Source organism: Cryobacterium soli, assembly GCF_003611035.1.
Taxonomy (GTDB): Bacteria; Actinomycetota; Actinomycetes; order Actinomycetales; family Microbacteriaceae; genus Cryobacterium; species Cryobacterium soli.
On sequence record NZ_CP030033.1, the window covers coordinates 2,377,616 to 2,400,995 of the forward strand.

Sequence of the window (23,380 nt, forward strand, 5' to 3'; positions counted from 1 at the left end):
ATGGTGCCTACATGGAGCCGAAACTCTTCGCCTACCTCAGCTACCAGGACGCCCCCGCGGCTCTGTCCTGGCTGGCCGGGTTGGGATTCACTTCGGTGCGGCGGCAAGACGGCGACGTCGATCAAGTGGTGCACGCGGAGGTGCGCCTGGGCGACGTGGTGCTCATGATCTCCACGGCGGATGCCGCCTACGCGACCCCGGCGCTGCTCGGCCGCTCCACCGGTCGCGGGCTGTACCTGCTGGTCGACGACGTGGACGCGATGTTCCACCGGGCATTGGCGGCCGGAGGCACTGCGGTCTTCGACCCGGAGGACACCGAGTGGGGCACCCGGCGGGCGCGGGTGCTGGACCCGGAGGGAAACGAATGGAGCTTCGGGACCTATGAGCCCGGCGCCACCTGGTGAGCCGGACGGACGGCCGCTGTGAGCGTGGAGGCCGGGCGGGTACATCCGGCAGACCGCTCGGAATGGCGGGCCTGGCTACAGCGGAACCACCCGGTCATGGACGGCGTGTGGCTGGTCACCTGGCGCCCGAGCTCGGGGATGCCGGTGCTCTCGTACGAGGACGCGGTGAGTGAAGCCCTCGCCGTGGGTTGGGTGGACAGCAAGGGCGCCCGGCTCGATGACCGGCGCACCATGCTCTACTTCGCCCCGCGGCGGCGCGGAAGCTCGTGGTCCCGGCCGAACAAGCAGCGCATCGAGCGGCTCCGCGCCGAGGGGCTGATGCGGCCGGCCGGTGAGGCGGCGGTGCTCGCGGCCCAAGCGGACGGCTCGTGGAGCCGGCTCGACGAGGTGGAGGACCTGATCGTGCCGCCCGACTTGGCCGAGGCACTGGCCGCACACACCGGCGCCCGCCAGAACTGGGATGCCTTCCCGCGCTCCCCCCGCCGGGCGATGCTGGAGTGGATCGTGCTCGCCAAGCGCCCGGAGACCCGCGCCGCGCGCATCCGGTCGGTCGCCGACGCGGCCGCGCGCAACGCCCGCGCCCGCGCCCGCTGATCCTTCTCGGTGGTCGAGCTCGTCGAGACCTCGCGAGATATCGGCGCCCTTCTGCCGCGCTTCGCAGGTCGTGTCACCAGGTCTCGACAAGCTCAACCAGCGATCGGGGCCACGTCGATCCCGATGGCCGGCGGCGCGGGGAAAGGTCAGTGCACGTATTCGAGCAGGTCGATGCCGAACGAGCGCATGCCGTCGAGCACCGAGAGGCGCGAGGAGAGCGAGTGGTCGTCGAAGAAGATCGACACCGCGTAGGCCACGCCGGCGCGGGGGCCGCGGAGCACGCCCACCTCGCTGCGCACCCCGTTGTCGGTGCCCGTCTTGTTCACCAGCAGCACACCGTGCGACGGTTCCCGGTGCGCGTGCGGGGAGAACCCGAAGGCGCTGGCGACCATGGAGAGGTCGGAGTTCAGCGACAGCCAGCCGAGCACCTTCTCGCTGGCCTCCTCGTCGAGGATCTCGCCGCGGGCCAAAGCAGTGAACAGCCAGGTGAGTTCGCGGGCGCTGCCGACCGACAGGTTGGGCGCGTCATCGGGTCCGCGGCTGTCCCGCACCAGGTCGAGCAGGCCCGTGCCCGACAGGCCGAGCTCCTCGGTGCGGCGGCGCACGGTCTCCAGGCCCACGGCGCGCAGCAGCACATTGGTGGCCAGGTTGTCGTTGGTGGCGCCGACGAGCGCGGCGAGGTCGGCGACCGGAAGCGACGGGGCCTGCAGGTGCTGCCACAGACCGGAGCCGTCCACCGAGTCCCGGACGGTGCGGTCGAGGATCGTGTAGGCGCCGAAATCGGCATCGCGCAGCCGCGAGGCGACCTCGATGAGCAGAAGCACCGTGCCGACGCCGGCGGTGGGCATCACGACGTGGTCGTCGACGGAGAAGAGCACCCGGCCGGTCGCCAGATCGGTGGCCCGGGCGGACACCTGGGCGCCGCCCATCGCGAGTTCGCCGAGCGACTGGAAACCGCGCTCGAAGCTGGACGGCACGGATGATTCCCGGTGCCTGCCCACGCGTTCGACAGCGTGCCGCGAACGGCGTTCGGATTCCTGTGCTGGCACGACCACTGCTGCTCTGTCCTCCGCCTGTCGGTGCTGTTGAGCCCCCGCGAACACACTAGTCCACCGGTCGCTGGCCGGTCATGGGCGCTACCAGATCGTGACGCGCTTCTCCGGGGCGAGCCACGCGGCATCCGTCTCGGTCACGCCGAACGCCGTGTAGTACTCGTCGATGTTGCGCACGATCTGGTTGCAGCGGAATTCATTGGGCGAGTGTGGGTCGATTGCCAGCAGGCGGATGGCTTCTTCGTCGCGCAGTTTCATCTGCCAGGCCTGCGCCCAGGAGAGGAAGAACCGCTGGGCGCCGGTGAGGTCGTCGATCACGGGAGGTTCGGCGCCCTCGAGGGAGAGCAGGTAGGCCTTCCAGGCGATGGAGAGGCCGCCGAGGTCGCCGATGTTCTCGCCGATGGTGAGGGCGCCGTTCACGTGGTGCTCGGGCACCTGGGCGGGCGCGAGGGCGTCGTACTGCTCGATGAGCGAGGCGGTGCGCTGCTCGAACGCGGTGCGGTCGGCCTCGGTCCACCAATCGGTGAGCCGGCCGTCGCCGTCGTACTTGGAGCCCTGATCGTCGAAGCCGTGCCCGATCTCGTGGCCGATGACCGCGCCGATCGCGCCGTAGTTGGCGGCGGCATCCCGGTTCACGTCGAAGAACGGCACCTGCAGGATGGCGGCGGGAAACACGATCTCGTTGAACCCCGGGTTGTAGTACGCGTTGATGGTCTGCGGGGTCATGAACCACTCGTCGCGGTCGAGCGGGTTGCCGATCTTGCCCAGTTCGCGGTGGAACTCGAACTCGCCGGCGGCGCGCACGTTCTTGATCAGGTCGCCCGGGTCGATCGCCAGGGTGGAGTAGTCACGCCACTTGACCGGGTAGCCGATCTTGGGGGTGAACTTGTCGAGCTTCTCGAGCGCCCGAGCGCGGGTCTCCGCGGTCATCCAGTCCAGGCCGGTGATGCTGGCCCGGTAGGCCTCGACGAGGTAGCCGACCAGCACGTCCATGCTGGTCTTGGCGTCGGGCGAGAAGTGCCGCTCGACGTAGATGCGCCCCACGGCCTCGCCCAGGGAGCCCTCAACCAGGGAAACGCCGCGCTTCCAGCGCGCCCGCATCTGTGGCGTGCCGGTGAGGGTGCGGCCGTAGAAGTCGAAGTTGGCCTCGACGAACTCGCTCGAGAGATAGGAGGCGCTGGAGCGGATGACCTGCCAGCGCAGCCAGTCGCGCCACGAGTCGAGGCGGTCCTCGGTGAGCATCTCGGCCAGGCCCACCACGAAGCTGGGCTCGCGCACGACAACCTCGGCGAAGGCCACAGCCGGGGCGTCCAGGCCCTCGAGCCAGAGGTCGAGGTCGGCCCCCGCGGCGAGCGCGGACAGCTGGTCCCAGGTCTTGAGGTTGTAGGTCTTCTCACTGTCGCGGGTGCGCACGTTGTCCCAGTGGTGACTGGCCAGCTCGGTTTCGAGGGCGAAGATGCGCGCGGCGCGCGCCGGGGCGTCGTCGACGCCGCCGAGGGTGAGCATCCGCTCGACGAAGGCCAGGTACGCCTCGCGCACGCTCGCGAACTTCTCGTCACGGTAGTAGGACTCGTCGGGCAGGCCGAGGCCGGCCTGCTCGACGAAGACCAGATAGCGCTCGGGATTGCCCGGGTCGTTGTCGACGTAGAGCTGGAACGTGCCGGCGACGCCCGCACGCTCGAGGCGGCCCAGGGTGGCCAGGAACACCGGCACGCTGCTGATGCCGTCGACGGTGGCCAGGTCTGCGGCGAGCGGGGTGGCGCCGAGCTGCTCGATGCGCTCCTCGTCCATGAAGCTGGCGTACATGTCGCCGAACTTGCGCTCCTCGGTTCCCTCGGCGGCCGTCTGCGCCTCGAGGATGATCTCCTGCACGGCCTTCTCGGCCTCTTCGGCGAGGAGATAGAAGGACCCCCAGCGCGCCTTGTCGTTCGGGATCTCCGTGCGGGCGATCCACTTGCCGTTCACGTGGCGGAAGAGGTCGTCCTGCGGGCGCACGCCCGGGTCGAGTTCGTCGGTGTCGATTCCGGATGCAGTCGCCTGATCAGTCATCGCACCAGCCTAAACCTCGTGCTGGGTATTTCCCCCGGAGTGGGACCATCGGCCATGGTGGCGGATGCGGCGGGCGTGGGAGCATGAGCCAGGACGGCGCTCCAGACGGGTCGCCATCGAACCGACCCAGGAGATTCCCATGCGCGTCATCACACTGCCCGAGTTCGGCTCCGCTATCGAACTGATCGAGATTGACACTCCCCAGCCGCAGAACGGGGAGGTGCGGGTGCGCGTGCACGCCGCATCCGTCAACGGTTTCGACCTGGCCGTGGCCGCCGGGTCCCTCGACGGAGTGCTCGAGCACCGCTTCCCCGTGGTGCTCGGCAAGGACTTCGCCGGCGTCGTGGACGCGCTCGGCGAAGGCGTCACCGACTACGCGGTGGGCGACCGGGTCTTCGGCGTCGTCACCAAGGCGCACGTGGGCGACGGCTCGTTCGGCGAGTTCGTCACCGTGCCCACCGCGACCGGGCTGGCCAAGCTGCCCGTCGAGGTCGACTTCGCCCGGGGCGCCGCGCTGGGCCTGGCCGGCACCGCCGCCCAGGCCGCGGTGGATGCCGCCGAGCTGACCGAGGGAAGCACCGTGCTGATCGTGGGCGCCACCGGAGGCGTGGGCAACCAGGCCGTGCAGCTGGCCGTCGCGGCCGGCGCCACCGTGATCGCCACCGCCCGCACCGCGCTGGGCATCGCGCAGGTGCGGATGCTCGGCGCCACCGAGATCGTGGACCACACCCAGAACATCTCCCAGGCGGTGCGCACCCTGCACGCCGACGGCGTGGACGTGGTGCTGCACTTCGCGGGCGACGCTGCCACCGTGTTGCCGGCGCTCCGCTCCGGCGGCCGGTTCGTCTCCACCCTGATCGCCTCGCCCGAGCAGCTGAGCGTCGTCGACGCCGTCGTGGTGCCGATCTACGCCGACCCCACCCCCGCGGTACTCGGCCGCCTGGCCGACAGCCTGGCCGCCGGCCGCACGACCGTGACCGTGCAGGGCAGCTACGCGCTGGCCGATGTGGCCGAGGCCTTCGAGGCCTTCAGCGACGGAGCCCGCGGCAAGCTCGTCATCCTCCCCTAGTCCCTCCCTCCCTCCCGCGAACCGTGAGAGAAGCCCCGAGTTTTTGGGGCTTTTCCCACGGTTCGCGGCATGGGCGGGGCGCGGGCCGGCGAAACTAGAGTGGACGCATCGAACTTCTACGCCCCCGCGCCCTCTTTCTGCGCCCCCGCCCCATCGACCGGGACATCCTCCGGCTGGCCGTGCCTGCCCTAGGGGCCCTCGTGGCCGAACCGATGTTCCTGCTGGCCGACTCGGCCATGGTCGGGCACCTGGGCGCCGTGCCATTGGCCGGACTCGGCTTGGCCAGCGCGGTGCTGCAGACCATCATCGGGCTGATGGTGTTCCTCGCGTACAGCACCACCCCCGCCGTGGCCCGCTGGCTGGGCGCGGGCGACCGGCGCCGCGCGGTGGCCGTGGGCATCGACGGGCTCTGGCTGGCGTTGGGTCTGGGGCTCGCGCTGGGCGCGGCGGGCTGGTTCGCGGCCCCCGGTCTCGTCGCCCTGTTCGGCGCCGAGCCCGCGGTCACCGCAGCTGCCGCGGACTACCTGGGGCTGTCGATGCTCGGGGTGCCGGCCATGCTGCTGGTCTTCGCCGCCACCGGGCTGCTGCGCGGGCTGCAGGACACCCGCACGCCGCTCTGGGTCGCTGGCCTGGGCTTCCTGGTCAACATCCTGCTCAATCTCTGGTTCATCTACGGCCTGGGCCTGGGCCTGGTGGGCTCGGCGCTGGGCACCGTGATCGCCCAGTGGGGCATGGTGGCCGTCTACCTCGTCGTGGTCGGGCGGCATGCCCGCCGGGAACGCGCGGCGCTCCGGCCGCACCGCGCGGGTCTGCTCCGCGGGGCGTCGAGCGGGGGCTGGCTGTTCCTGCGCACCGCGAGCCTGCGCGCGGCCATGCTGCTGGCCGTGTTCGTGGCCACCAGCCTGGGCTCACCGGAGCTGGCGGCATTCCAGATCGCGATGACCCTCTTCGCCACGCTGGCGTTCGCCCTCGACGCCCTCGCCATCGCCGCCCAGGCACTGGTGGGCCGAGGCCTCGGCGCCGGGGATGCCGAGCAGGTGGGCCGGGTGCTGCGCCGGTGCCTGGAGTGGGGCATCGGCGGCGGGGTGCTGCTCGGCCTGATCGTGATCGCCGTGAGCGGCGTGCTCGGCGGCGTCTTCACCAGTGCCACCGAGGTCACCGAGCTGCTGCCACCGACCCTGATCGTGCTGGGCCTGTCTGTGCCGTTGGGTGGCCTGGTCTTCGTGCTCGACGGCGTGCTGATCGGCGCGGGCGACGCGCGCTACCTCGCCCTCAGCGGCCTGGTCAATCTCGCCGCCTTCCTGCCGATGGCGGGGGCCGTGCTGCTCTGGGCGCCCAGCGGGGCGACCGGGTTGGCCTGGTTGATGGCCGCCTTCGTCTTCGGTTTCCTCGGCGCCCGCGCGGTGACCCTCTCCCTGCGCGCCCACGGCACCCGCTGGGTGCGCCTCGGCGCCCGCTGACCTACCGCTGTAGCGTGGGGGAATGACGCAGACACTCCCGCGGCGCGTGCTCACCCGGTGGCGCACCAGCGTGTTCGCACTGTTCTTCGTGAGCGGGCTCGGCCTCGCGTCATGGGTGTCCCGCATCCCCACCGTGCGCGACGACCTGTCGCTCCGCACCGACCAGGTGGGGCTGCTCATCTTCGGGCTCTCGGCCGGCTCGGTCATCGGCCTGGTCTCGGCCGTCTGGCTGCTGGCGGCGCTGGGCGCCCGCCGGGCCATGGTGCTCTGCGTTGCGGTCTCATCGGCCGGTCTCGTGGTCGTCGGCACCGCCGCCACCTTCTGGGGGTCGGCGCCGCTCGCCTTCGCCGGCCTGGCCCTGGTGGGCTTCGGGCTGGGGTCGCTCGACGTGATGATGAACGTGGAAGGCGCCGCCGTCGAACGGGAGCTCGGCGTCACCCTGATGCCTCTGCTGCACGCCTGCTTCAGCCTGGGCACCGTCGCCGGCGCGCTGCTCGGCGCCGGAGCCGCGGCCACGGGAGTTGCCGTGGCGGGCCATCTCGGTCTCATCGCCGTGTTCGCCGTGGTGACGGCCGCGATCGCGGTGCGGTTCGTGCCGCTCCGGCCCACCCTCGGCGACGTCGCCTCCCCCGACGACCACACCGTGGTGCGGCCGAACTGGCGTGAGCGGATGCGCACGAGCCTGGCCGTCTGGCGCGACTCGAGCATCCTGCTCATCGGGGTGATCGTGCTCGGCATGACCTTCGCCGAGGGGTCGGCGAGCGACTGGTTGGCCCTGGCCGTGGTGGACGGCCACGGGCAGAGTGACGCGACAGGGGCCCTGGTCTTCGGCGTCTTCGTGACGGCGATGACCGTGGGCCGGGTGGCCGGCGGGCCGGTGCTCGACCGGCTGGGCCGGGTGCCGGTGCTGCGGGCCTGCTCGGCGCTGGGCGTCTTTGGGCTGCTGCTGGTGATCCTCGCCCCCTCCACGCCGCTGCTCATCGTGGGCACCGTGCTCTGGGGCCTTGGTGCGTCGCTGGGCTTCCCTGTGGGCATGTCGGCCGCGGCCGACGACACCGCCAACGCGGCCGCCCGGGTGAGCGCCGTCGCCATGATCGGGTATTTCGCCTTCCTGGTCGGGCCACCCGTTCTGGGCCTGATCGGCGAGCAGTGGGGCATCCTGAACGCGCTGTACGTGATCGTGCTGCTCATGGCGGTGGCCGGACTGGCCGCCCCGGCCGCCCGCGAGCGCGCGAGCAACCGCGCCGCCGGTTAAGCTCGTTCAGTGCGCCTCGTAATAGCTCAGTGTTCAGTTGACTACGCCGGACGGCTCAGCGCGCATTTGCCGCTGGCCACCCGCCTGCTCATGCTCAAGTCCGACGGCAGCCTGCTCGTGCACTCCGACGGCGGCTCCTACAAGCCGTTGAACTGGATGAGCCCACCGTGCAGCCTGGCCGTCTCGCAGCCTGACGAGCTGCAAGTGGAGGCCGGCATCACCGAGCTGTGGACGGTGACGCACGCCAAGACCGCCGACCAGCTCATCGTGAGCATCTACGAGGTGCAGCATGACTCCGCGCACGAGCTCGGCGTCGACCCCGGTCTGATCAAGGACGGTGTCGAGGCGCACCTGCAGAAGCTGCTCGCCGAGCACATCCACCTGCTCGGCGACGGCCACACGCTGGTGCGCCGCGAATACATGACCGCGATCGGTCCGGTCGACATCCTGGCCCGGGATGCCTCGGGCGCCTCGGTGGCCGTGGAGCTCAAGCGCCGCGGCGACATCGACGGCGTCGAACAGCTCACCCGCTACCTCGAGCTGATGAACCGCGACCCGCACCTCGCGCCCGTGGTGGGCGTGTTCGCCGCGCAGCAGATCAAGCCGCAGGCGCGGATGCTGGCCGAGGACCGTGGCATCCGCTGCCTGGTGCTCGACTACGACGCGATGCGCGGCCTGGACGACACGGCCTCGAAGCTCTTCTAGGCCCGACTGTTCCCCGCACGGACAATTGGTCCCGGCATACCGGGCGCAATAGTCCGGAGTGGCAACAATTACGGCAGGCTCCGGGCGGGAGACGGCTGGGAATGGCGTGTCGCTCATACCCTGATCAAGCCTCACATGCAAGGGTTTGCTCCTTACGGCCCTAAGATGTTGCGAGTGAACCCCACCTTGACGCGCACCTGGAGCGCCATCCTCTTCGACCTCGACGGAACCATCACGGACTCCGCCCCGGCCATCACGAACTCGTTGGCCCGCACCTTTGCCCTGCTGGGCCGCCCGGTCCCCTCTGACACCGAGCTGATGGCCTACGTCGGCCCGCCCCTGCTCGCGGCCTTCGGCGAGTACGCCGGCATGACCCCCGACGAGGCCCTCGAGGCCCTGGCCGTGTACCGCGCCGACTACCAGGGCCCGGCCTCGCTCGACACCGCGGTGTACCCGGGCGTCGCCGGCCTGCTCGAGCGCATCCACGAGGCCGGCATCCCGCTGGGCCTAGCCACGAGCAAGCCCGAGCACACCGCCATCGCGATCCTCGAGCACTTCGACCTGGCCCAGTACTTCACCGTCATGGTCGGCGCCACCGAGAACGAGACCCGCAGCGCCAAGGCCGACATCGTCGAAGAGGCCCTCGTGCGCTTCACGGCGGCCGGCGTGGACACCTCCGCGGTCGTCATGGTGGGCGACCGCAGCTACGACGCCGAGGGCGCCGCGGCCAACGGAGTGCCCACGATCCTCGTCGAGTGGGGCTACGGCTCCCCCGCGGAGGCCGCGCTGGCCACCGCCGTTGTGCACTCCACCGACCAGCTCGGCAAACTGCTGCTCGGCTGACCAGCCCTCGCGCAACATCCGCGCCGCCCAACGAGTGCGTGCGGTGCTCCCGGTTGCAGCACAGTGCCCCTTCACACATCGTGAAGGGGCACTTTTTCGCACGTCAGCGAGTTCGTCGGCGCTGAATTGCCGCATCCGGCCCTGTCAGCAGCGCTGAAGGAGCCGTTCGGCGCAACTCGCGGATGCGCCGGGAGGCCCCAGATCACCCATACCGAGGTTCGTCGTGGCCGTCGTCAGCCAAGCTGCGCGTTCAGCTTGTCGTAGAAGACCCGGGGGTCTCCGGCCAGCGAGGCCTTGACCATGGCACTCCAGTCGTCGACGATGACCTCGATCGCACCGGTCGCCAAGCCGTCGAGCGTCGCCCGTGCCACCTCACGGGGGTGGATCATCGCCCCCTGGTACCCGGCCATGATGTCGGTGTCAGCAGCTCCGAGGTGCACGCCCTGCACGAGGGTGTTCTGCCCGGCCAGTTCTTGCCTCACCGCGTTGGTCATGTTCCATTCGGCGGCCTTCGCGACACCGTAAGCGCCGTTTCCCGGCGCCTGGAACCACGACAGCGCTGAGAGCACGTTACTGATGGAGCCGCCGCCGTTCGCGGCGAGAACCGGGGCGAACTCCCGGATGACGTCGAGAGTGCCCCAGAAGTGGGTGTCCAGCTCGCGCCGGATACCGGCGAGGTCTCCGGTGACGAGAGGCGTGCCGGTCGAGATCCCCGCGTTGTTGATGAGCAGGGTCACATCGGATGCGTCCCGTGCCGCAGCGACGATCGAAGCATGGTCGGTCAGATCCAGTCGAAGTACGTCCACACCGGGTGCGTCGATCGACTCCGGCCGCCGGGCGGTTGCATAGATCTTCTTCACCCCGCGAGCCCGGAGCTCGTCGACGAATTGCCTGCCGATGCCCCGATTCGCTCCGGTGACGAGTGCAACCTGGTCCGTAAAAATCACTATGTCTCTCATTTCATCTCTGGTCGGCACTGTGGGCACGACCTGGTGAGAGTTACACTAAGACCTGACGTTGACGTGAAGGGCAAGTCTCATGGCAGAAGTGATGAAAAAACTCCGGATCGGAGACGTCGCGAGCCGAGCGGGCGTGAGTTCACGCGCGTTGCGCTATTACGAGGAGAAACATCTCCTGATGCCCGAGCGATCCGCAAGCGGCCAGCGGGTCTATGACATCTCTGCGGTGGACCGCGTGCTGTTCATTCAGCAGTTGTTCGCCGCGGGGCTCTCCAGCCGCACGATCCTCGACGTTCTCCCATGCATGGATTCCGGGCACGCAAGCCCGGAGATCCTGGACGTCCTTGTGGCGGAACGAGACCGCATCGCGCTCGGCATAGCAGAGCTGAGTCAGGCACACGCCGAGCTCGAGAGAATGATCTCCGTGACCGTCGAATCCAATCCGGACATCCGCCACACGAGTCAGAGCGCCGCAGCCGTCCTCTGAGCAGGACCGAGACCAGCGAGCCGAGAGCGATGGCTCCCGGCTCGCCGAGGTCGGTTGGTCAGGCGATGGCGGCGCGCAGCTCGGCCGCCGCGGCGGCCGGGTCGGCGGCGCTGTAGATGGCGCTGCCCGCGACGGCGACGGATGCCCCGGCGCGCTGCACCGAGGCGATGGTCGACGCGGAGACCCCGCCTGCCAGGGAGAACGGCACCTTGGCGGTCTCACCGGCAGTGAGCAGGGTGTCCAGGGAGAAGCCGTCCTCGGCCTGCTCGTCCAGGCCCGCGTGCATCTCCACGAAGACGGCGCCGAGCGCGGTGACCTCGCGGGCGCGGGTGACCTTGTCGGCCACGCCGATGAGGTCCACGACGATGCCCTTGTTGTGCTTGGTCGCGGCCGTGACCGCGCCCACGATGGTGCTGTCGCCGGCCGTGCCGAGCACGGTGACGAGGTCGGCGCCAGCGGTGAAGGCGAGGTCGGCCTCGAGCTCACCGGCATCCATGGTCTTGAGATCGGCGAACACGATCTTGTCGGGGTGCGCCTGCTTGATGGCCGTGACGGCGCGCATGCCCTCGGCCTTGATGAGGGGCGTGCCGAGCTCGATGATGTCGACGTGCGGGGCGACCTGGCCGGCCAGGGTCAGCGCGTCGGCGGTGGTGAGAACGTCCATTGCAACCTGAAGCTTCATGGGGAACTGCTTTCTGTCTATCGGTGGGTCGTGCGGGAAAGGAGGGGGGACGCGGGGCTACTCGAGGTTGGCGTGCCGCGGCCAGAGCTCGGCGGCGGTGATGCCGGATGCCTGCCAGAGAGTGTGGAAGACGGCGTCGCCGAGCAGGAGCACGGCCTGCTCGAACAGGCCGCCGGAGTATTGCTCCGACCGGGTGCCGCCGTGGTCCTGCTTCTCGGCCGCGGGAACGAGCACCGTGACGTCGGCCAGGCCGGCCAGCGGGGAGGATGCGGCCGTCGTGAGGGCCAGCACGGTCGCGCCCACTCCGTGCGCGGTCTCGGCGGCCCGCACGATGCCGGCCGTGCTGCCGGAGCCGCTGGCGACCAGGAGCACATCGGTGGCCGTGATCGCAGGCGTCGTGACGTCGCCGACCACGTGCACGTGCAGGCCGAGGTGCATCAGGCGCATGGCCGTCATCTTGAGCGCAAGTCCCGACCGGCCGGCGCCGAGCACGAAGACCCGGTCGGCCGCGCGCAGCCGGTTCGCCACGGCGTCGAGGTTCGCGGCGATGCCGGAGTTCGCGGCAGCGTCGGCGTTCACGGCACTGCCGGCGTCGGCACCGTCGGGCGCGGCCAGGCGTGCGGCCAGCGCCGTGTTCTCGGCCAGGATCGTTTGGAGCGACGAGAGCACGCCGAGCGGGGAAGCAGGGGCGACCTCGGTGGCGGCAGGAGCGGCACCGGTCGAAGCGACGGGTGGCACGGGAGGGTGGAGGGGTTCGGTGCGGGCCATCCCTCTATGGTTGCCGCCGGCGGGTAGGCATGCGGCCCACCGAACGGGGAGCCGCCCTACCCGGACGGGTAGGGCGGGGCGGGATCTACCGTGGATTCGGGATAGGCTGATCGGATGAAAGCGCTCGGAACGTCCCGTTCGATCGAACTGCTCGGCTCCCTGCAGACCGTGATCGCCAGCCCCCTGCCCGAGATCGCGGGTCACTTCTCCGAGCTGTTGCGGCCCCTGCTCGGTCACAGCGCCCTCGTGATCTTCACCGAAGACTGCACCGGCCGGCCGCAGAAGAAGGCCGGCGACAAGGCGATCATGGACGAGGTCACGCTGCCCGAGCTGGACGCCGTGCGCCGCGCCTTGGCCGCAGACGCCTCAGACCCCTGGGGCCGGCGGGCCGTGATCGGCGGGTCCGACCGCCCCATCACGGCCTGGACCGCGTCGACGGGCGCCCTGCTGGTGCTCACCGACCCCGAGCTCACGGCGGCCGGAGCCGCAGACCCGGAATCGACCCTCGCCATGATCGGTCGGCTCTGGCAGCTCGTGGCCACGAGCATCCGCCAGCAGGTGGCCGCGGCCGCCCCCGCCTACCTACAAGACTCCCGGGCGGCGTCGGCCGAACGCGCCAAGCTCATTGCCGACCTCACGGATGCCCACTCGACCACCCTCGAGTCGCTGCTGGCGGTGCTCCGCGCGCCCAGTGTGAGCGCCGAGGCCGCCCGCCAGACCGCGATCGAACTCGCGGCCAGCGCCATGGTCAGCCTGCGGGCCGTGTCCGACCGGGACCGCTCGCTGGCCGAGGAACCGGTGGCACAGGCTTTCGCCCGGCTGCGCGACGATCTGCGGCCCCTCGTGCGCTTCGGCGACCTCGACGTGCAGTTCATCGAGCCGCCCGCGAACGGACGCGCCCTGCCCGGCGAGGTGGCGCACGCCGGCCGGGCGATCGTGCGCGGCGCCGTGCTCGCCCTGGTCGAGCAGTCCGGCGTGAGCCGGGTGCGGGTGCAGTGGGACTGCGACGGCAGCAACCTGCTCATCCAGATCCGGGACGACGGCGCCGGCGCCCTCACGGCAGACTCCCCCGGAGTCAGCCCGCTCACGGCCCGGGTGGCCGCACTCGGCGGCAGCTTCGACGTGCAGGCCACCGCCGGCTGGGGCTCTGAACTGACAGTGGCACTGCCGCTGGATGCGCCCCTGGCGCCGCTCAGCCCCGCCGCGGAGTGGGGACTGAGCCCGCGCGAGCAGGGCGTCCTGGCCCTGGTGGCCTCCGGTGCCCGCAACAAGGCCATCGCCGCCGAACTGGTGATCAGCGAGAACACAGTGAAGTTCCACGTGGCCAATCTGCTGCGCAAGGTGGGCGCGTCCACCCGCTCCGAGCTGGCCGCGCTGGCGCGCTGACCGCGCCAGAAACGACCGCAGATAAAAGGACTTCGGCGGCGAACCAGGACGCAATCTGCAATCCCGTCCCCCTAACCGCACTCTTGCCTCTGGAGCCTGCGGATCGGGAGACCAGGGCGGGCGCAGAGGCTCCCGCGAACGACTTACTCCCGGGGCAACCGGATGGTCGAAGTCCAGCCGAAGTCGGCCGCATCCGTGCCGCCGCCGGCCACTGCGGCCCGGCTGACGTGGCTGCGGGCGTGCTCGATCGCCGCGTCGAGGTCGGTGAAGAGGTGGTTGCGGTGCCGCAGGCTCGTGATCACGCCCACCCGGGTGACGAGCTTGAGGTGCCGCGGCTGGATGCCCTTGACGAGCACGGTGATGCCGCGGCGTTCGAGCGCCTGGATCATCTCGGTGATCACCCGGGCCCCTGTGGCGTCGAGGATCTGCAGCTGCGACATGCGGATGATCACGACGGTGATGTGGCTGGTCTGGTTGACGCGTTCGAGCATCCGCTCGGCCGCCCCGAAGAACAGGGCGCCGTCGAGCCGGAACAGGGCGATGCGCTCGTCCCCGGGCTGGGGCTCGCCCGGCAGTTCCTCACGGTGCACGCCGCTGGAGGCCGACACCGAGCGCAGCGCGAAGAATCCTGCCACCAGGATGCCGATGCCCACGGCCACGATGAGGTCGACCGACACCGTCACGAGAGCGGTGATCACGAAGACCGTGGCGTCGGAGCCGGTCGAACCGATGATGCTGCGCACCGTGGCGACCGAGATCATCCGCGCCGCGGTCATTATGAGCACCCCGGACAGCGCCGCGAGCGGGATCTGCGAGACCACCCCGGTGGCCAGGTAGACCACGCCGATCAGCACGATCGAGTGCACGATAGCCGCCAGCCTGGTGCGGCCGCCCGAGCGGATGTTGACCGCGGTGCGCGCGATCGCTCCCGTGGCCGGCATGCCGCCGAAGAAGCCCGACGCGACGGAGGCCAGCCCCTGGCCGACGAGCTCGCGGTCGGCATCGTACGGGCCGGTGTCTGAGAGCGTCACGGCGACCCGCGCCGAGAGCAGTGACTCGATGGCGGCGAGCGCCGCGATGGTGAGCGCGGGCCCCACTAGAGACCCGAGCGTGCCCAGGTCGAACTGCGGCAGCATGGGCGAGGGCAGCGAGCTCGGCAGCTCGCCGATGCGGGCCAGCGGCAGGTCGGCGAGGTTGGCGATGACGGTGACCACGATGATGGCCACGATCGAGCCGGGCAGCTTCTTGTGCACCAGCGGGGCCAGCAGCATGATCGCCGCGACGAGGAGCACCATGCCAACGGGCACGATCACGGTGGACCAGTCGACGGTCTGGAAGGACTGCACGGCGGCGACGAACGCATTGCTGCTCTCGCCGGCCTTCGACCCGATCGCGGCGGGCACCTGCTGCAGGAAGATGATGACGGCGATTCCGAGGGTGAACCCCTCGATCACCGGCCAGGGGATGAAGGTGACGGCGCGGCCGAGCTTGAGGGCGCCGGCGGCGATGACAACGAGGCCCGCCATGAGGCTGAGAACCGCCACGACGCCCACTCCGTGCGCGGCCACCACCGGGCCGAGCACGACGACCATGGCGCCGGTGGGGCCGGAGACCTGGATGTTGGAGCCGCCGAACACGGCCGCGATGACGCCGGCCACGATGGCGGTGATGAGCCCGCTCTCGGCCCCGGCGCCGGAGCTGACGCCGAACGCCAGAGCGAGCGGCAGCGCGATGATGCCCACCGTGAGGCCGGCGACGATGTCGCCGCGCCAGGTGCGCTTGACGTCGCGGTAGTCCTGCCAGCTGGGCAGCAACGCCCGCAGGTAGCGGCCGGTGCGGCCGGCGGCGGTGCCGATGGCACTCATCGGGTCACCGCGTCGCTTGACGCGGCACCGGCGGGAACGAGACTGGGCAGCCCCACCGTGTTGGCCAGGTTCTGCTGGGTGGTCTCGAGGATCTCGACGAGCAGCTGCCGGGCGACCGCGAGCAGGTCGGCCACCTGCGGATAGGCCAGCCGGTAGAACACGAGGCTGCCGCGGCGCTCGGCCAGCACCAGGTTGTGCCGGCGTAGCACCGACAGGTGCTGCGAGAGGTGCGAGGCCTCCAGACCGGTATCGGTGAGCAGGTCGGTCACTGACAGGTCGCCGGTGGCGTTGGCGAGAACCTCGAGCACCCGCACCCGCACCGGATGCGCAAGCCCTTTGAAGAGGTTGGCCTTGACCTCGTAGAGCGGGCGGTTGGCATCCGTGAAGGTGTCATTGATGGTCTGACTCAGCGGTTCCATAAATTCATCATATCGCACATGCGTGCGTGCCGACCGGACCTTGGTCCCGGTCAGCGAGCTCACGATCGCCCAGTTCGTGGCCGGGCCGAGCGCCAGGATCGTGGCCGCGCCTGAGCATCCTGCAGGCCGGGCTGCGGCGTTCGACGTTGATCGAGGCCGGCCTCCGGAGTGCGATGCCGGTCGCGGCCCTGCACGGCGAGTCCACACGTATGCGGCAGTGGGCCTGAGGCCGGGTGCGCCGCTACTGCGCAGCACGAATGCGCTCTGCGACACGGATGACGTGCCGCAGGAACTGCAGTACCGCTAGTGCTCGGCCAGCCGCACGTATTTCGGGCCGGCACGCGCAACCGGTGAGGGAGCGGCTATTCGGCGTTCGGGTCGGCCACGGTGGGGGGCGAACCAGCGGACGGCAGGTAGCCGATGGGCGCCGAGCGGTGGGTACGCATGTAGTACTCGCGCTTCAGGCTCTCCCAGCGGTCGGTGGTGACGGCGTTGGCCGAGGTCGACTTTTGGTCGGACACGAGGGACTCTTTCTCTTGATGCACATTCACGAAAATCGAGCGGCTTTCGACTGCGTGAGGCAGGGCGTCAATCAAGCGAAGGTGCCGAGATGAATCTGGCGCCACTGTCGGTGGGTTCGGTCACCATCGACCAGCTCGGCCTCAGCGATTCTGGAGGCCGTGAAGCCAGTTTAGGACTCCGATCGAGCTCCACCAGAGGACCAAAGTCCCGTCTTGCGGGGGCCGCGGCCACTCCGCGGACACCCCCGATTCAGCACATCCATAGGTGCAGGGTCCAGACTGTACGAGGCCCGACCCTGACTGGAGACTTCTGCGTGCGCACACTTCCTACCTTCCTGACCATGACGGCAGTCGCCGCCCTCGCCCTCACGGGCTGCGCGGCTTCGCCCGACACGGCGGCGACGCCCTCGGCGACGGCCGCTGCCGCGCTTGAGTGCACGGATCCCGGCAGCACCTCGGATGCGGTGACCGTGGCCGGCGATGCCGGCGTCGAACCGACCGTCACCTTCGACACCCCGCTCGCCGCTAAGGCGACCGAACGCACTGTCGTGACCGAGGGCACCGGCGACGCCGTTGAGGAAGGCGACTCCGTCTCCATCTCCTACGCCGCGTACAACGCCACCACCGGGGCCAAGCTGAGCTCCGCCGGCTACGGCGAGGAGGCCGGGCTCACGGTCAACGTGGTCGACAACCAGAGCGTCATCAGCGGCATCCTCAAGGGTGTCGCCTGCTCCAACGTCGGTGACCGCGTCGCCGTGGTCATCCCACCGGCCGACGGCTTCGGCGAGACCGGCAACACCGACCTGGGCGTTGCGGCCACCGACCAGATGCTCTTCGTGATCGACATCAAGGACAAGGTGCCTACCCGCGCCACCGGCACCGACCAGGAGCCGCAGGATGGCTTCCCCACCGTGAAGCTCGCCGACGACGGCGCCCCCACTGTGACGGTGCCCGAGACCGATCCGCCCACCGACCTCGCGGTCGAGGTGCTCAAGAAGGGCGACGGGGCGACCGTGGCGGATGGCGGCACCGTCACCGTGCAGTACGCCGGCGTCATCTGGGGCACCGGCAAGGTGTTCGACCAGAGCTGGGGCAAGGGCGGTCCGACCTCCTTCTCCACCTCCGAGGTCATCCCCGGCTTCGGCCAGGGCCTGGTCGGCCAGACCGTCGGCTCTCAGGTTGTCATCGTCATCCCGCCCGCACTGGGTTACGGCGATACGGGCAACGACACGGCCGGCATCAGCGGCACCGACACCCTGGTCTTCGTCGTGGACATCCTCGCCACCGCCTAAGACCCGCGTATAACCGGCCGGGCACCCTGCGCAGCGACTGCACAGGGTGCCCGGCTAGTCTGTTGACAAGCCGCTTTCTGCGGTTCCGGACGACGGATCAGTACCCGGTAAGCGACAAGACTGGCCACGGGAGTGGTGTCTGATGTCCTGGCTGATCCTGATCGTCTCCGGAGTTCTCGAAGCCGTCTGGGCCACGGCCCTCGGCAAGTCCGAGAGCTTCACCAAGCTCTGGCCCACCGTGGTGTTCGGCGTGGCGCTGGTGCTCAGCATGGCCGGACTCGCGGTGGCGATGCGCTCGATCCCGATCGGCACGGCCTACGCCGTGTGGGTGGGCATCGGTGCGGCGCTCACGGTGCTGTACGCGATGGTGTTCGGCGGCGAGCCGGCCTCGCTGCTCAAGGTCCTGCTCATCCTGGGTCTCGTCGGCTGCGTCATCGGCCTCAAGCTCGTCGACGGCGGCCACTGACCCGCCCCTGCGCCGCCCTGTGGGTCAGTGCTCGCGGTGTTCCTGCTCGCGTTGTTCCTGCGCGCCGAGTTCCTGCTGCTCGAGCGCTGCGGGGCTCTTGCTGTGGAGCTCGATCAGGCGTTGCCCGGGATCGACTGTGACGGGTGGTCGTAACCAGTAGTGGCCCTGGTGTTCGAAGACCTGCCAGCCCTGGTTGTGCAACAGCCGGTGATGCGGGTTGCACAGCAGGATGCCGAGGCGGATGTCGGTGCGTCCGTCGTCGCGTTTCCAATGATCGATGTGGTGGGCCTCGGTTTGGGAGGGCGGTTTGGCGCAGTCTCCCCACATGCAGCCGCCGTCGCGGGCGGCCAGGGCGATGCGCTGGGCCATCGTGAACAGCCGCTCTTCCCGGCCGACATCCAGCGGATGGCCAGATGGGTCGAAGTTGATGTCCAGAGTGCCGGAGTCGCAGATCAACCGGTCGATGGTTTCCTGGGAGACCGGGGCGGGGTTGCCTTCGATGTAGCCGTGGCCAGTGCCGTCGGGAAGGGGAACGAGGACATCGTCCGACTCTGGTGGTGGTCCTTCTCCTGGTGCGGCGTGGCCTGTCGTGGCGTGGCCTGGCGTGGATTCTCCGACCTGCCTCGACTGCTCTGGTGCAGAATCACCTGCGGCGGGCCCGGTGGGGCGCTGCGTCTTGAGGATGCGGACGGCGGGGGTGCGGCCGCCGAGCATGCGGTGGGGGTTGACGGTGCCGCCGGCCTTGATCAGCTCGATGAACCCGTCGGCGGTGAGCTGGTCGGTGCTGCGGGGGTCGTCTTGCACGGCTTTGGCCCAGGCGGCCCGCTCGGGGTCGACGAAGTGCACCCCGCCGCGGCGGGGCCCGGTGAGGCTGTCGGCGACGGAGCGAATGTACTCGCCCTGCTCGGGTGGGAAGAGCCCGTTGATGCGGACCTGCCCGGTTTCAAGGGTCCAGATCCGCAGGAACCGGTCGTCCCAGGCTTTCTGTTCGCGTTTGCCGATACCGGCCTCATCGAGACGGTCGCGCATCCGCCGGGCACGGCGGATCAACTGATCAATAGTGAGAGTGCGGGCTTCCTCCAGCAGTGTCTTGAGGTTTGTGGCGAGGATGTCAGCGGTGACGACGGTGTCGATATCGCCCAGTCCCGTTCGGATCGCGTGCGCCTGCGCGGCGGAGAGGCTCCCGTCGGCGACCGCATGGGCGATCGGGGTGTGCCAGGGCAGCGCCGGAATCTCCACCGGGGCCAGAGCCGGAGATGCGTCGCTCCCGTCGCCCGCGCCGGCATCAGCGTCGGTGTCGGCCCGGCCATCGGCGTCGGCCTGGGCGCGGGCCGCGGCGGCTTCCGCGGCGTCACTGTCGGCGAGCATCCGGCCGACATCGGCGAGCTTTCGGGCGTCGGCTTTGCTGGCCCCGGTGAGGTCCTGCATCAGGTCGCCCGGGTTGAGGAACCCCTGTTGCGCGGCGAGGCCGGACTGGCCCAGCTCGGGGCGTGAGCGGTGCGCGACGGCTTTGGCCACCCATACCGATCGGGTGGTGGTCATCGCCTGCAGGCGGGTGATCTCGCGTTGGGCGGCGAGCAGCTCAGCATCCGGCAGGGCGTCGAAGTCGGCGCTGCAGGCCCCGAATCGGGTGACCGCGCCGGCTGCGGCCACCAGCGAATCGAGCCCTGTGCCGGCAGACGTGCCGGCAGACGTATCGGCAGGCGAAACGGCAGGCACAAGGGACTTCGGCGAGGTGTCGGCGACGAAGGTGTCTGCGATGGTGGACATACAGTGAGAATAGCTCGATATCGCAATTTTGTGTGTTGGATCTGCACATTGTGGATAAGTATTCTGGCGTAGGAAAACGGCTTTAGACAGGACTTTATCTTCAGCGCGGCCCGGAGTCTCAGGGCGTGCGGGAACGAAGGCTCAGACTGCCGACGGCGGCCGCTGCAGGTCTTCGCCGAGCGCTTCAGCCGGGTCGCTTCCGATGGCGATGATGTGATTCTGGGCATCCACGTGCACGACCGTGGGCACATATGCCCTGGCCTTCTTGTCGCCCATCTGGGCGTAGGAGATGATGATGACCAGATCGCCCTCGTGCGCCATCCGTGCCGCAGCCCCGTTGACGCCGATCACACCGCTACCGCGTTCGCCCGCGATCAGATAGGTCTCGAAGCGCGCGCCATTGTTGACGTTCACGATGCTGACGAGTTCGCCGGGAAGCAGGTCGGCGGCATCCAGCAGGTCGAGGTCGACCGTCAGCGACCCGACGTAGTGCAGGGCGGAGTGCGTCACTGTGGCGCGGTGGATCTTGGACTTGAACATGGTGCGGCGCATGGGAGCGGGGCCTTTCCGGATCAACCTCTCCACGATACGCCCTCCGTGCGGGGGACGTCGGGCGCAGGCCACGGGCGCCGACCCGGAGGCTTCCCCGGGCCTCTGTCAGGGGGTCGAACTAAAGTTGATCGAATGCCTTACTCTCCCGAGACCATTCCGGCCAACCCCGCCAGCTCCGCCGATCACCCCGGCTCCGACGGCTTCGTGCGCGTACGCGGCGCGCGGGAGAACAACCTGCGCGACGTCGACGTCGACGTCCCCCGCGACGCCATCGTCGCCTTCACGGGCGTCTCCGGCTCCGGCAAGTCCTCGCTCGCCTTCGGCACCATCTTCGCCGAGGCCCAGCGTCGTTTCTTCGAGTCCGTGGCGCCCTACGCGCGGCGCCTGATCCAGCAGGGCCACACCCCGCACGTCGACCTCATCACCGGGCTACCGCCCGCCGTCGCGCTGCAGCAGCGCCGGGGGTCGCCCAGTTCACGCTCCAGCGTCGGCACGGTCACCACACTGTCCAACTCGATGCGGATGCTGTACTCCCGCGCCGGCACCTACCCGGCCGGGTCCGACCTGCGCCTGGACTCCGACGCGTTCTCGCCCAATACGGCTACCGGTGCCTGCCCGGTGTGCCACGGTCTGGGCATCTCGCACACCGTGACCGAGTCGCTGCTGGTGCCCGACGCGAGCCTGAGCATCCGTGACGGCGCGATCGCGGCCTGGCCCGGCGCCTGGCAGGGCAAGAACCTGCGTGACGTGACCGCGGGGCTGGGCTACGACATCGACGTGCCCTGGGCGTCGCTCAGCCCGGAGGACCGCGACTGGCTGCTCTACACGGAGGAGCAGCCCGTTGTGGAGGTCACCCCGCAGCGCGACAGGGTGGCCAAGCCCTACAAGGGCCGGTTCTGGAGCGCGAAGAGCTACGTGATGCATACCCTGGCCGACTCGAAGAGCGCCCAGATGCGCCAGCGGGTGCTCGCCTTCGTGCAGACCGGCCCGTGCGAACTCTGTGGCGGCAGCGGCCTGCGGGCCGAAGCCCTCGCGGTGACGTTCGCCGGTCGACCGATCAACGAGCTCAACGCCCTCACCCTCAGCGAGCTCGCCGACGTCCTCCGCCCGACAGCGGAACTCACCGATGCAGCCAGCTCACACCGCTCCATCCAGTCCGGCGAGGTCACCGAGGTGGCCGTCACCGTGGCCGGCGACCTGGTGCGCCGGCTGACGGTGCTCATCGATCTCGGGCTCGGCTACCTCAGCCTGGGCCGCGCCACCCCCACCCTCTCCCCGGGCGAGATGCAGCGCCTGCGCATCGCCACCCAGCTGCGCAGCGGCCTGTTCGGCGTGATCTACGTACTCGACGAACCCTCCGCCGGCCTGCACCCCGCCGACGCCGAGCCGCTGCTGCTGGTGCTCGAACAGCTCAAGGCATCCGGCAATTCGGTCTTCGTGGTCGAGCACAATATGGATGTCGTGCGCCGCGCCGACTGGCTCGTGGACGTGGGGCCGCGAGCCGGCGACGGCGGCGGCGAGGTGCTCTACAGCGGGCCGGTCGGCGGCCTGGCCGAGGTCGAGACCTCGGTCACCCGCGGCTACCTGTTCCCGACGAGCCCGAGCGAGGCGCCGCCGGCACCGCGCGAGGCTGCCGCCTGGCTGGGCCTGACCGGCGTCACCCGACATAACCTTGTCGATCTCGACGTTCAGGTGCCCCTGGGCGTACTCACGGCCGTCACCGGGGTCTCAGGGTCGGGCAAGTCGACCCTGGTCAGCAAGGTGCTCGCGGATGCCGTGGGCCGGGAGCTCCGCCAAGGCTCTGTCGACGCCGTGCCCGCGGGCGCTGCCGCGGTCGATGCCGACGACGACGAGGCGACCGACGAGGACGAGGCCGGCACCGACCGGGCCACCACGATCGTCGACGCCGTCACCGGAGCCGGCGCCATCGACCGGCTGGTGCGCGTGGACCAGAAGCCCATCGGCCGGACCCCGCGGTCCAACCTGGCCACCTACACGGGCCTCTTCGACGCCGTGCGCGCCACCTTCGCGGCCACAGCGGCGGCTAAATCGGCCGGGTTCACCGCGAGCCGGTTCTCCTTCAACGTGGCCGGCGGTCGCTGCGACACCTGCCTGGGCGAGGGCTTCGTCGCCGTCGAGCTGCTCTTCCTGCCCGGCAGCTACGCGCCATGCCCCGCATGCGGCGGCTCCCGGTACAACGCCGAGACCCTCGCGGTGCACTACAACGGCAAGTCCGTCGCGGATGTGCTCGGCCTCACGGTGGATGCCGCCGCAGCCTTTCTCGCCGACGTGCCCAGCGCCTCCCGCAGCCTGGAGACCCTGCGCGAGGTGGGCCTGGGCTACCTGCGGCTCGGCCAGCCCGCCACCGAGCTCTCCGGCGGCGAAGCGCAACGCATCAAGCTGGCCACCGAACTGCAGCGCGCCCGCCGCGGGCACACGCTGTACCTGCTTGACGAACCCACCACCGGGTTGCATCCAGCCGATGTGGACCTCCTGATGACACAGCTCGGCCGGCTCGTCGACGCCGGCAACACCGTGGTCGTGGTGGAGCACGACATGGGCGTGGTGGCCGCCGCTGACTGGGTCATCGACCTGGGGCCGTCCGGCGGTACTGCGGGCGGGCGCATCGTGGCCGAGGGCACCCCGGCCACCGTGGCGGCGCATCCGCACAGCCGCACTGCCCCGTACCTCGCCCGACGCTTGGAGCTAGCTGTGTAAAGGGCGTCTCACCCGGTCAAACGGGACTTTGGTCCCCACTCCCGGTTCGGCGGCAATTCTAAGC

Annotated in this window: 22 protein-coding genes and 1 riboswitch; of the genes, 12 read left to right on the forward strand and 10 right to left on the reverse strand. The window is 69.9% G+C overall.

Features of this window, described 5'->3' with window-relative positions:
* Positions 1-11: 11 nt before the first annotated feature.
* Entirely contained in the window at positions 12-404 is a 393-nt protein-coding gene (locus tag DOE79_RS10925; protein WP_120338510.1) for a VOC family protein, read from the forward strand.
* A gap of 96 nt (positions 405-500) precedes the next feature.
* Entirely contained in the window at positions 501-998 is a 498-nt protein-coding gene (locus DOE79_RS10930) for a YdeI/OmpD-associated family protein (protein WP_120338511.1), read from the forward strand.
* 146 nt (positions 999-1,144) lie between these two features.
* On the opposite strand, the gene DOE79_RS10935 is transcribed toward DOE79_RS10930, so the two are convergent.
* A complete protein-coding gene (locus DOE79_RS10935) occupies positions 1,145-2,047 on the reverse strand; it encodes a serine hydrolase (protein ID WP_245976897.1) in 903 nt (300 codons plus the stop codon).
* Positions 2,048-2,134: 87 nt separating this feature from the next.
* Complete coding sequence (locus DOE79_RS10940; protein ID WP_120338513.1) at positions 2,135-4,099, reverse strand: M13 family metallopeptidase; 1,965 nt, start codon at positions 4,097-4,099, stop codon at positions 2,135-2,137.
* Positions 4,100-4,238: 139 nt separating this feature from the next.
* Between DOE79_RS10940 and DOE79_RS10945 the strand changes: the two genes are divergently transcribed.
* The 5 genes from DOE79_RS10945 to DOE79_RS10965 all read left to right on the forward strand — a co-directional run bounded on the left by DOE79_RS10945 (position 4,239) and on the right by DOE79_RS10965 (position 9,431).
* Positions 4,239-5,168 carry an NADP-dependent oxidoreductase gene (locus tag DOE79_RS10945; RefSeq protein ID WP_120338514.1) on the forward strand — a complete coding sequence of 310 codons (930 nt, stop codon included), beginning with the start codon at positions 4,239-4,241 and terminating at the stop codon, positions 5,166-5,168.
* Positions 5,169-5,368: 200 nt separating this feature from the next.
* Entirely contained in the window at positions 5,369-6,628 is a 1,260-nt protein-coding gene (locus DOE79_RS10950) for an MATE family efflux transporter (protein ID WP_425455645.1), read from the forward strand.
* Positions 6,629-6,650: 22 nt separating this feature from the next.
* Positions 6,651-7,883 (forward strand): MFS transporter, encoded by a 1,233-nt coding sequence (locus DOE79_RS10955; protein WP_120338516.1) that lies wholly within the window; start codon positions 6,651-6,653, stop codon positions 7,881-7,883.
* Positions 7,884-7,892: 9 nt separating this feature from the next.
* Complete coding sequence (nucS, locus tag DOE79_RS10960) at positions 7,893-8,588, forward strand: endonuclease NucS (protein ID WP_066591693.1); 696 nt, start codon at positions 7,893-7,895, stop codon at positions 8,586-8,588.
* Between the two features lie 165 nt (positions 8,589-8,753).
* Positions 8,754-9,431 (forward strand): HAD hydrolase-like protein, encoded by a 678-nt coding sequence (locus DOE79_RS10965; RefSeq protein ID WP_120338517.1) that lies wholly within the window; start codon positions 8,754-8,756, stop codon positions 9,429-9,431.
* 233 nt (positions 9,432-9,664) lie between these two features.
* Here DOE79_RS10965 and DOE79_RS10970 read toward each other — a convergent pair whose 3' ends face one another.
* Positions 9,665-10,378, reverse strand: coding sequence for an SDR family oxidoreductase (locus DOE79_RS10970; RefSeq protein ID WP_120338518.1), 714 nt, complete (start codon positions 10,376-10,378; stop codon positions 9,665-9,667).
* Between the two features lie 91 nt (positions 10,379-10,469).
* On the opposite strand from DOE79_RS10970, the gene DOE79_RS10975 reads away from it, so the two are divergent.
* Positions 10,470-10,877 (forward strand): MerR family transcriptional regulator, encoded by a 408-nt coding sequence (locus DOE79_RS10975; RefSeq protein ID WP_220094214.1) that lies wholly within the window; start codon positions 10,470-10,472, stop codon positions 10,875-10,877.
* Positions 10,878-10,935: 58 nt separating this feature from the next.
* Here DOE79_RS10975 and hxlA read toward each other — a convergent pair whose 3' ends face one another.
* Together hxlA and hxlB are read right to left on the reverse strand one after the other, a co-directional pair.
* Complete coding sequence (gene hxlA / locus DOE79_RS10980) at positions 10,936-11,559, reverse strand: 3-hexulose-6-phosphate synthase (protein WP_120338520.1); 624 nt, start codon at positions 11,557-11,559, stop codon at positions 10,936-10,938.
* 57 nt (positions 11,560-11,616) lie between these two features.
* On the reverse strand, positions 11,617-12,327 hold the full coding sequence (hxlB, locus tag DOE79_RS10985; RefSeq protein WP_120338521.1) for a 6-phospho-3-hexuloisomerase: 711 nt from the start codon (positions 12,325-12,327) through the stop codon (positions 11,617-11,619).
* A gap of 114 nt (positions 12,328-12,441) precedes the next feature.
* Here hxlB and DOE79_RS10990 point away from each other — a divergent pair, with 114 nt between their 5' ends.
* Positions 12,442-13,713 (forward strand): LuxR C-terminal-related transcriptional regulator, encoded by a 1,272-nt coding sequence (locus tag DOE79_RS10990; RefSeq protein ID WP_120338522.1) that lies wholly within the window; start codon positions 12,442-12,444, stop codon positions 13,711-13,713.
* A 143-nt stretch (positions 13,714-13,856) separates the two neighbouring features.
* On the opposite strand, the gene DOE79_RS10995 is transcribed toward DOE79_RS10990, so the two are convergent.
* From DOE79_RS10995 to DOE79_RS20540, 3 genes are all read right to left on the reverse strand, one after another.
* Positions 13,857-15,578, reverse strand: a complete 1,722-nt coding sequence (locus DOE79_RS10995) for a SulP family inorganic anion transporter (RefSeq protein WP_120338523.1) — start codon at positions 15,576-15,578, stop codon at positions 13,857-13,859.
* On the reverse strand, positions 15,575-15,997 hold the full coding sequence (locus DOE79_RS11000; protein WP_120338524.1) for an ArsR/SmtB family transcription factor: 423 nt from the start codon (positions 15,995-15,997) through the stop codon (positions 15,575-15,577). The genes DOE79_RS10995 and DOE79_RS11000 overlap by 4 nt, the downstream gene beginning before the upstream one ends.
* Before the next feature lie 362 nt (positions 15,998-16,359).
* Complete coding sequence (locus DOE79_RS20540; RefSeq protein ID WP_162942711.1) at positions 16,360-16,518, reverse strand: hypothetical protein; 159 nt, start codon at positions 16,516-16,518, stop codon at positions 16,360-16,362.
* 341 nt (positions 16,519-16,859) lie between these two features.
* On the opposite strand from DOE79_RS20540, the gene DOE79_RS11005 reads away from it, so the two are divergent.
* Together DOE79_RS11005 and DOE79_RS11010 are read left to right on the forward strand one after the other, a co-directional pair.
* Positions 16,860-17,810: an FKBP-type peptidyl-prolyl cis-trans isomerase gene (locus DOE79_RS11005; protein WP_120340291.1), complete on the forward strand. Its 951-nt coding sequence runs from the start codon at positions 16,860-16,862 to the stop codon at positions 17,808-17,810.
* Between the two features lie 64 nt (positions 17,811-17,874).
* A riboswitch (guanidine-III (ykkC-III) riboswitch) is annotated at positions 17,875-17,939 on the forward strand.
* A gap of 13 nt (positions 17,940-17,952) precedes the next feature.
* Positions 17,953-18,276 (forward strand): DMT family transporter, encoded by a 324-nt coding sequence (locus DOE79_RS11010; protein ID WP_066591664.1) that lies wholly within the window; start codon positions 17,953-17,955, stop codon positions 18,274-18,276.
* A 24-nt stretch (positions 18,277-18,300) separates the two neighbouring features.
* On the opposite strand, the gene DOE79_RS11015 is transcribed toward DOE79_RS11010, so the two are convergent.
* A complete protein-coding gene (locus tag DOE79_RS11015; protein WP_120338525.1) occupies positions 18,301-20,046 on the reverse strand; it encodes an HNH endonuclease signature motif containing protein in 1,746 nt (581 codons plus the stop codon).
* 141 nt (positions 20,047-20,187) lie between these two features.
* Positions 20,188-20,598, reverse strand: a complete 411-nt coding sequence (gene panD, locus DOE79_RS11020) for an aspartate 1-decarboxylase (RefSeq protein WP_120338526.1) — start codon at positions 20,596-20,598, stop codon at positions 20,188-20,190.
* A gap of 132 nt (positions 20,599-20,730) precedes the next feature.
* Here panD and DOE79_RS11025 point away from each other — a divergent pair, with 132 nt between their 5' ends.
* Positions 20,731-23,316, forward strand: coding sequence for an excinuclease ABC subunit UvrA (locus tag DOE79_RS11025; RefSeq protein ID WP_162942712.1), 2,586 nt, complete (start codon positions 20,731-20,733; stop codon positions 23,314-23,316).
* Positions 23,317-23,380: the final 64 nt, after the last annotated feature.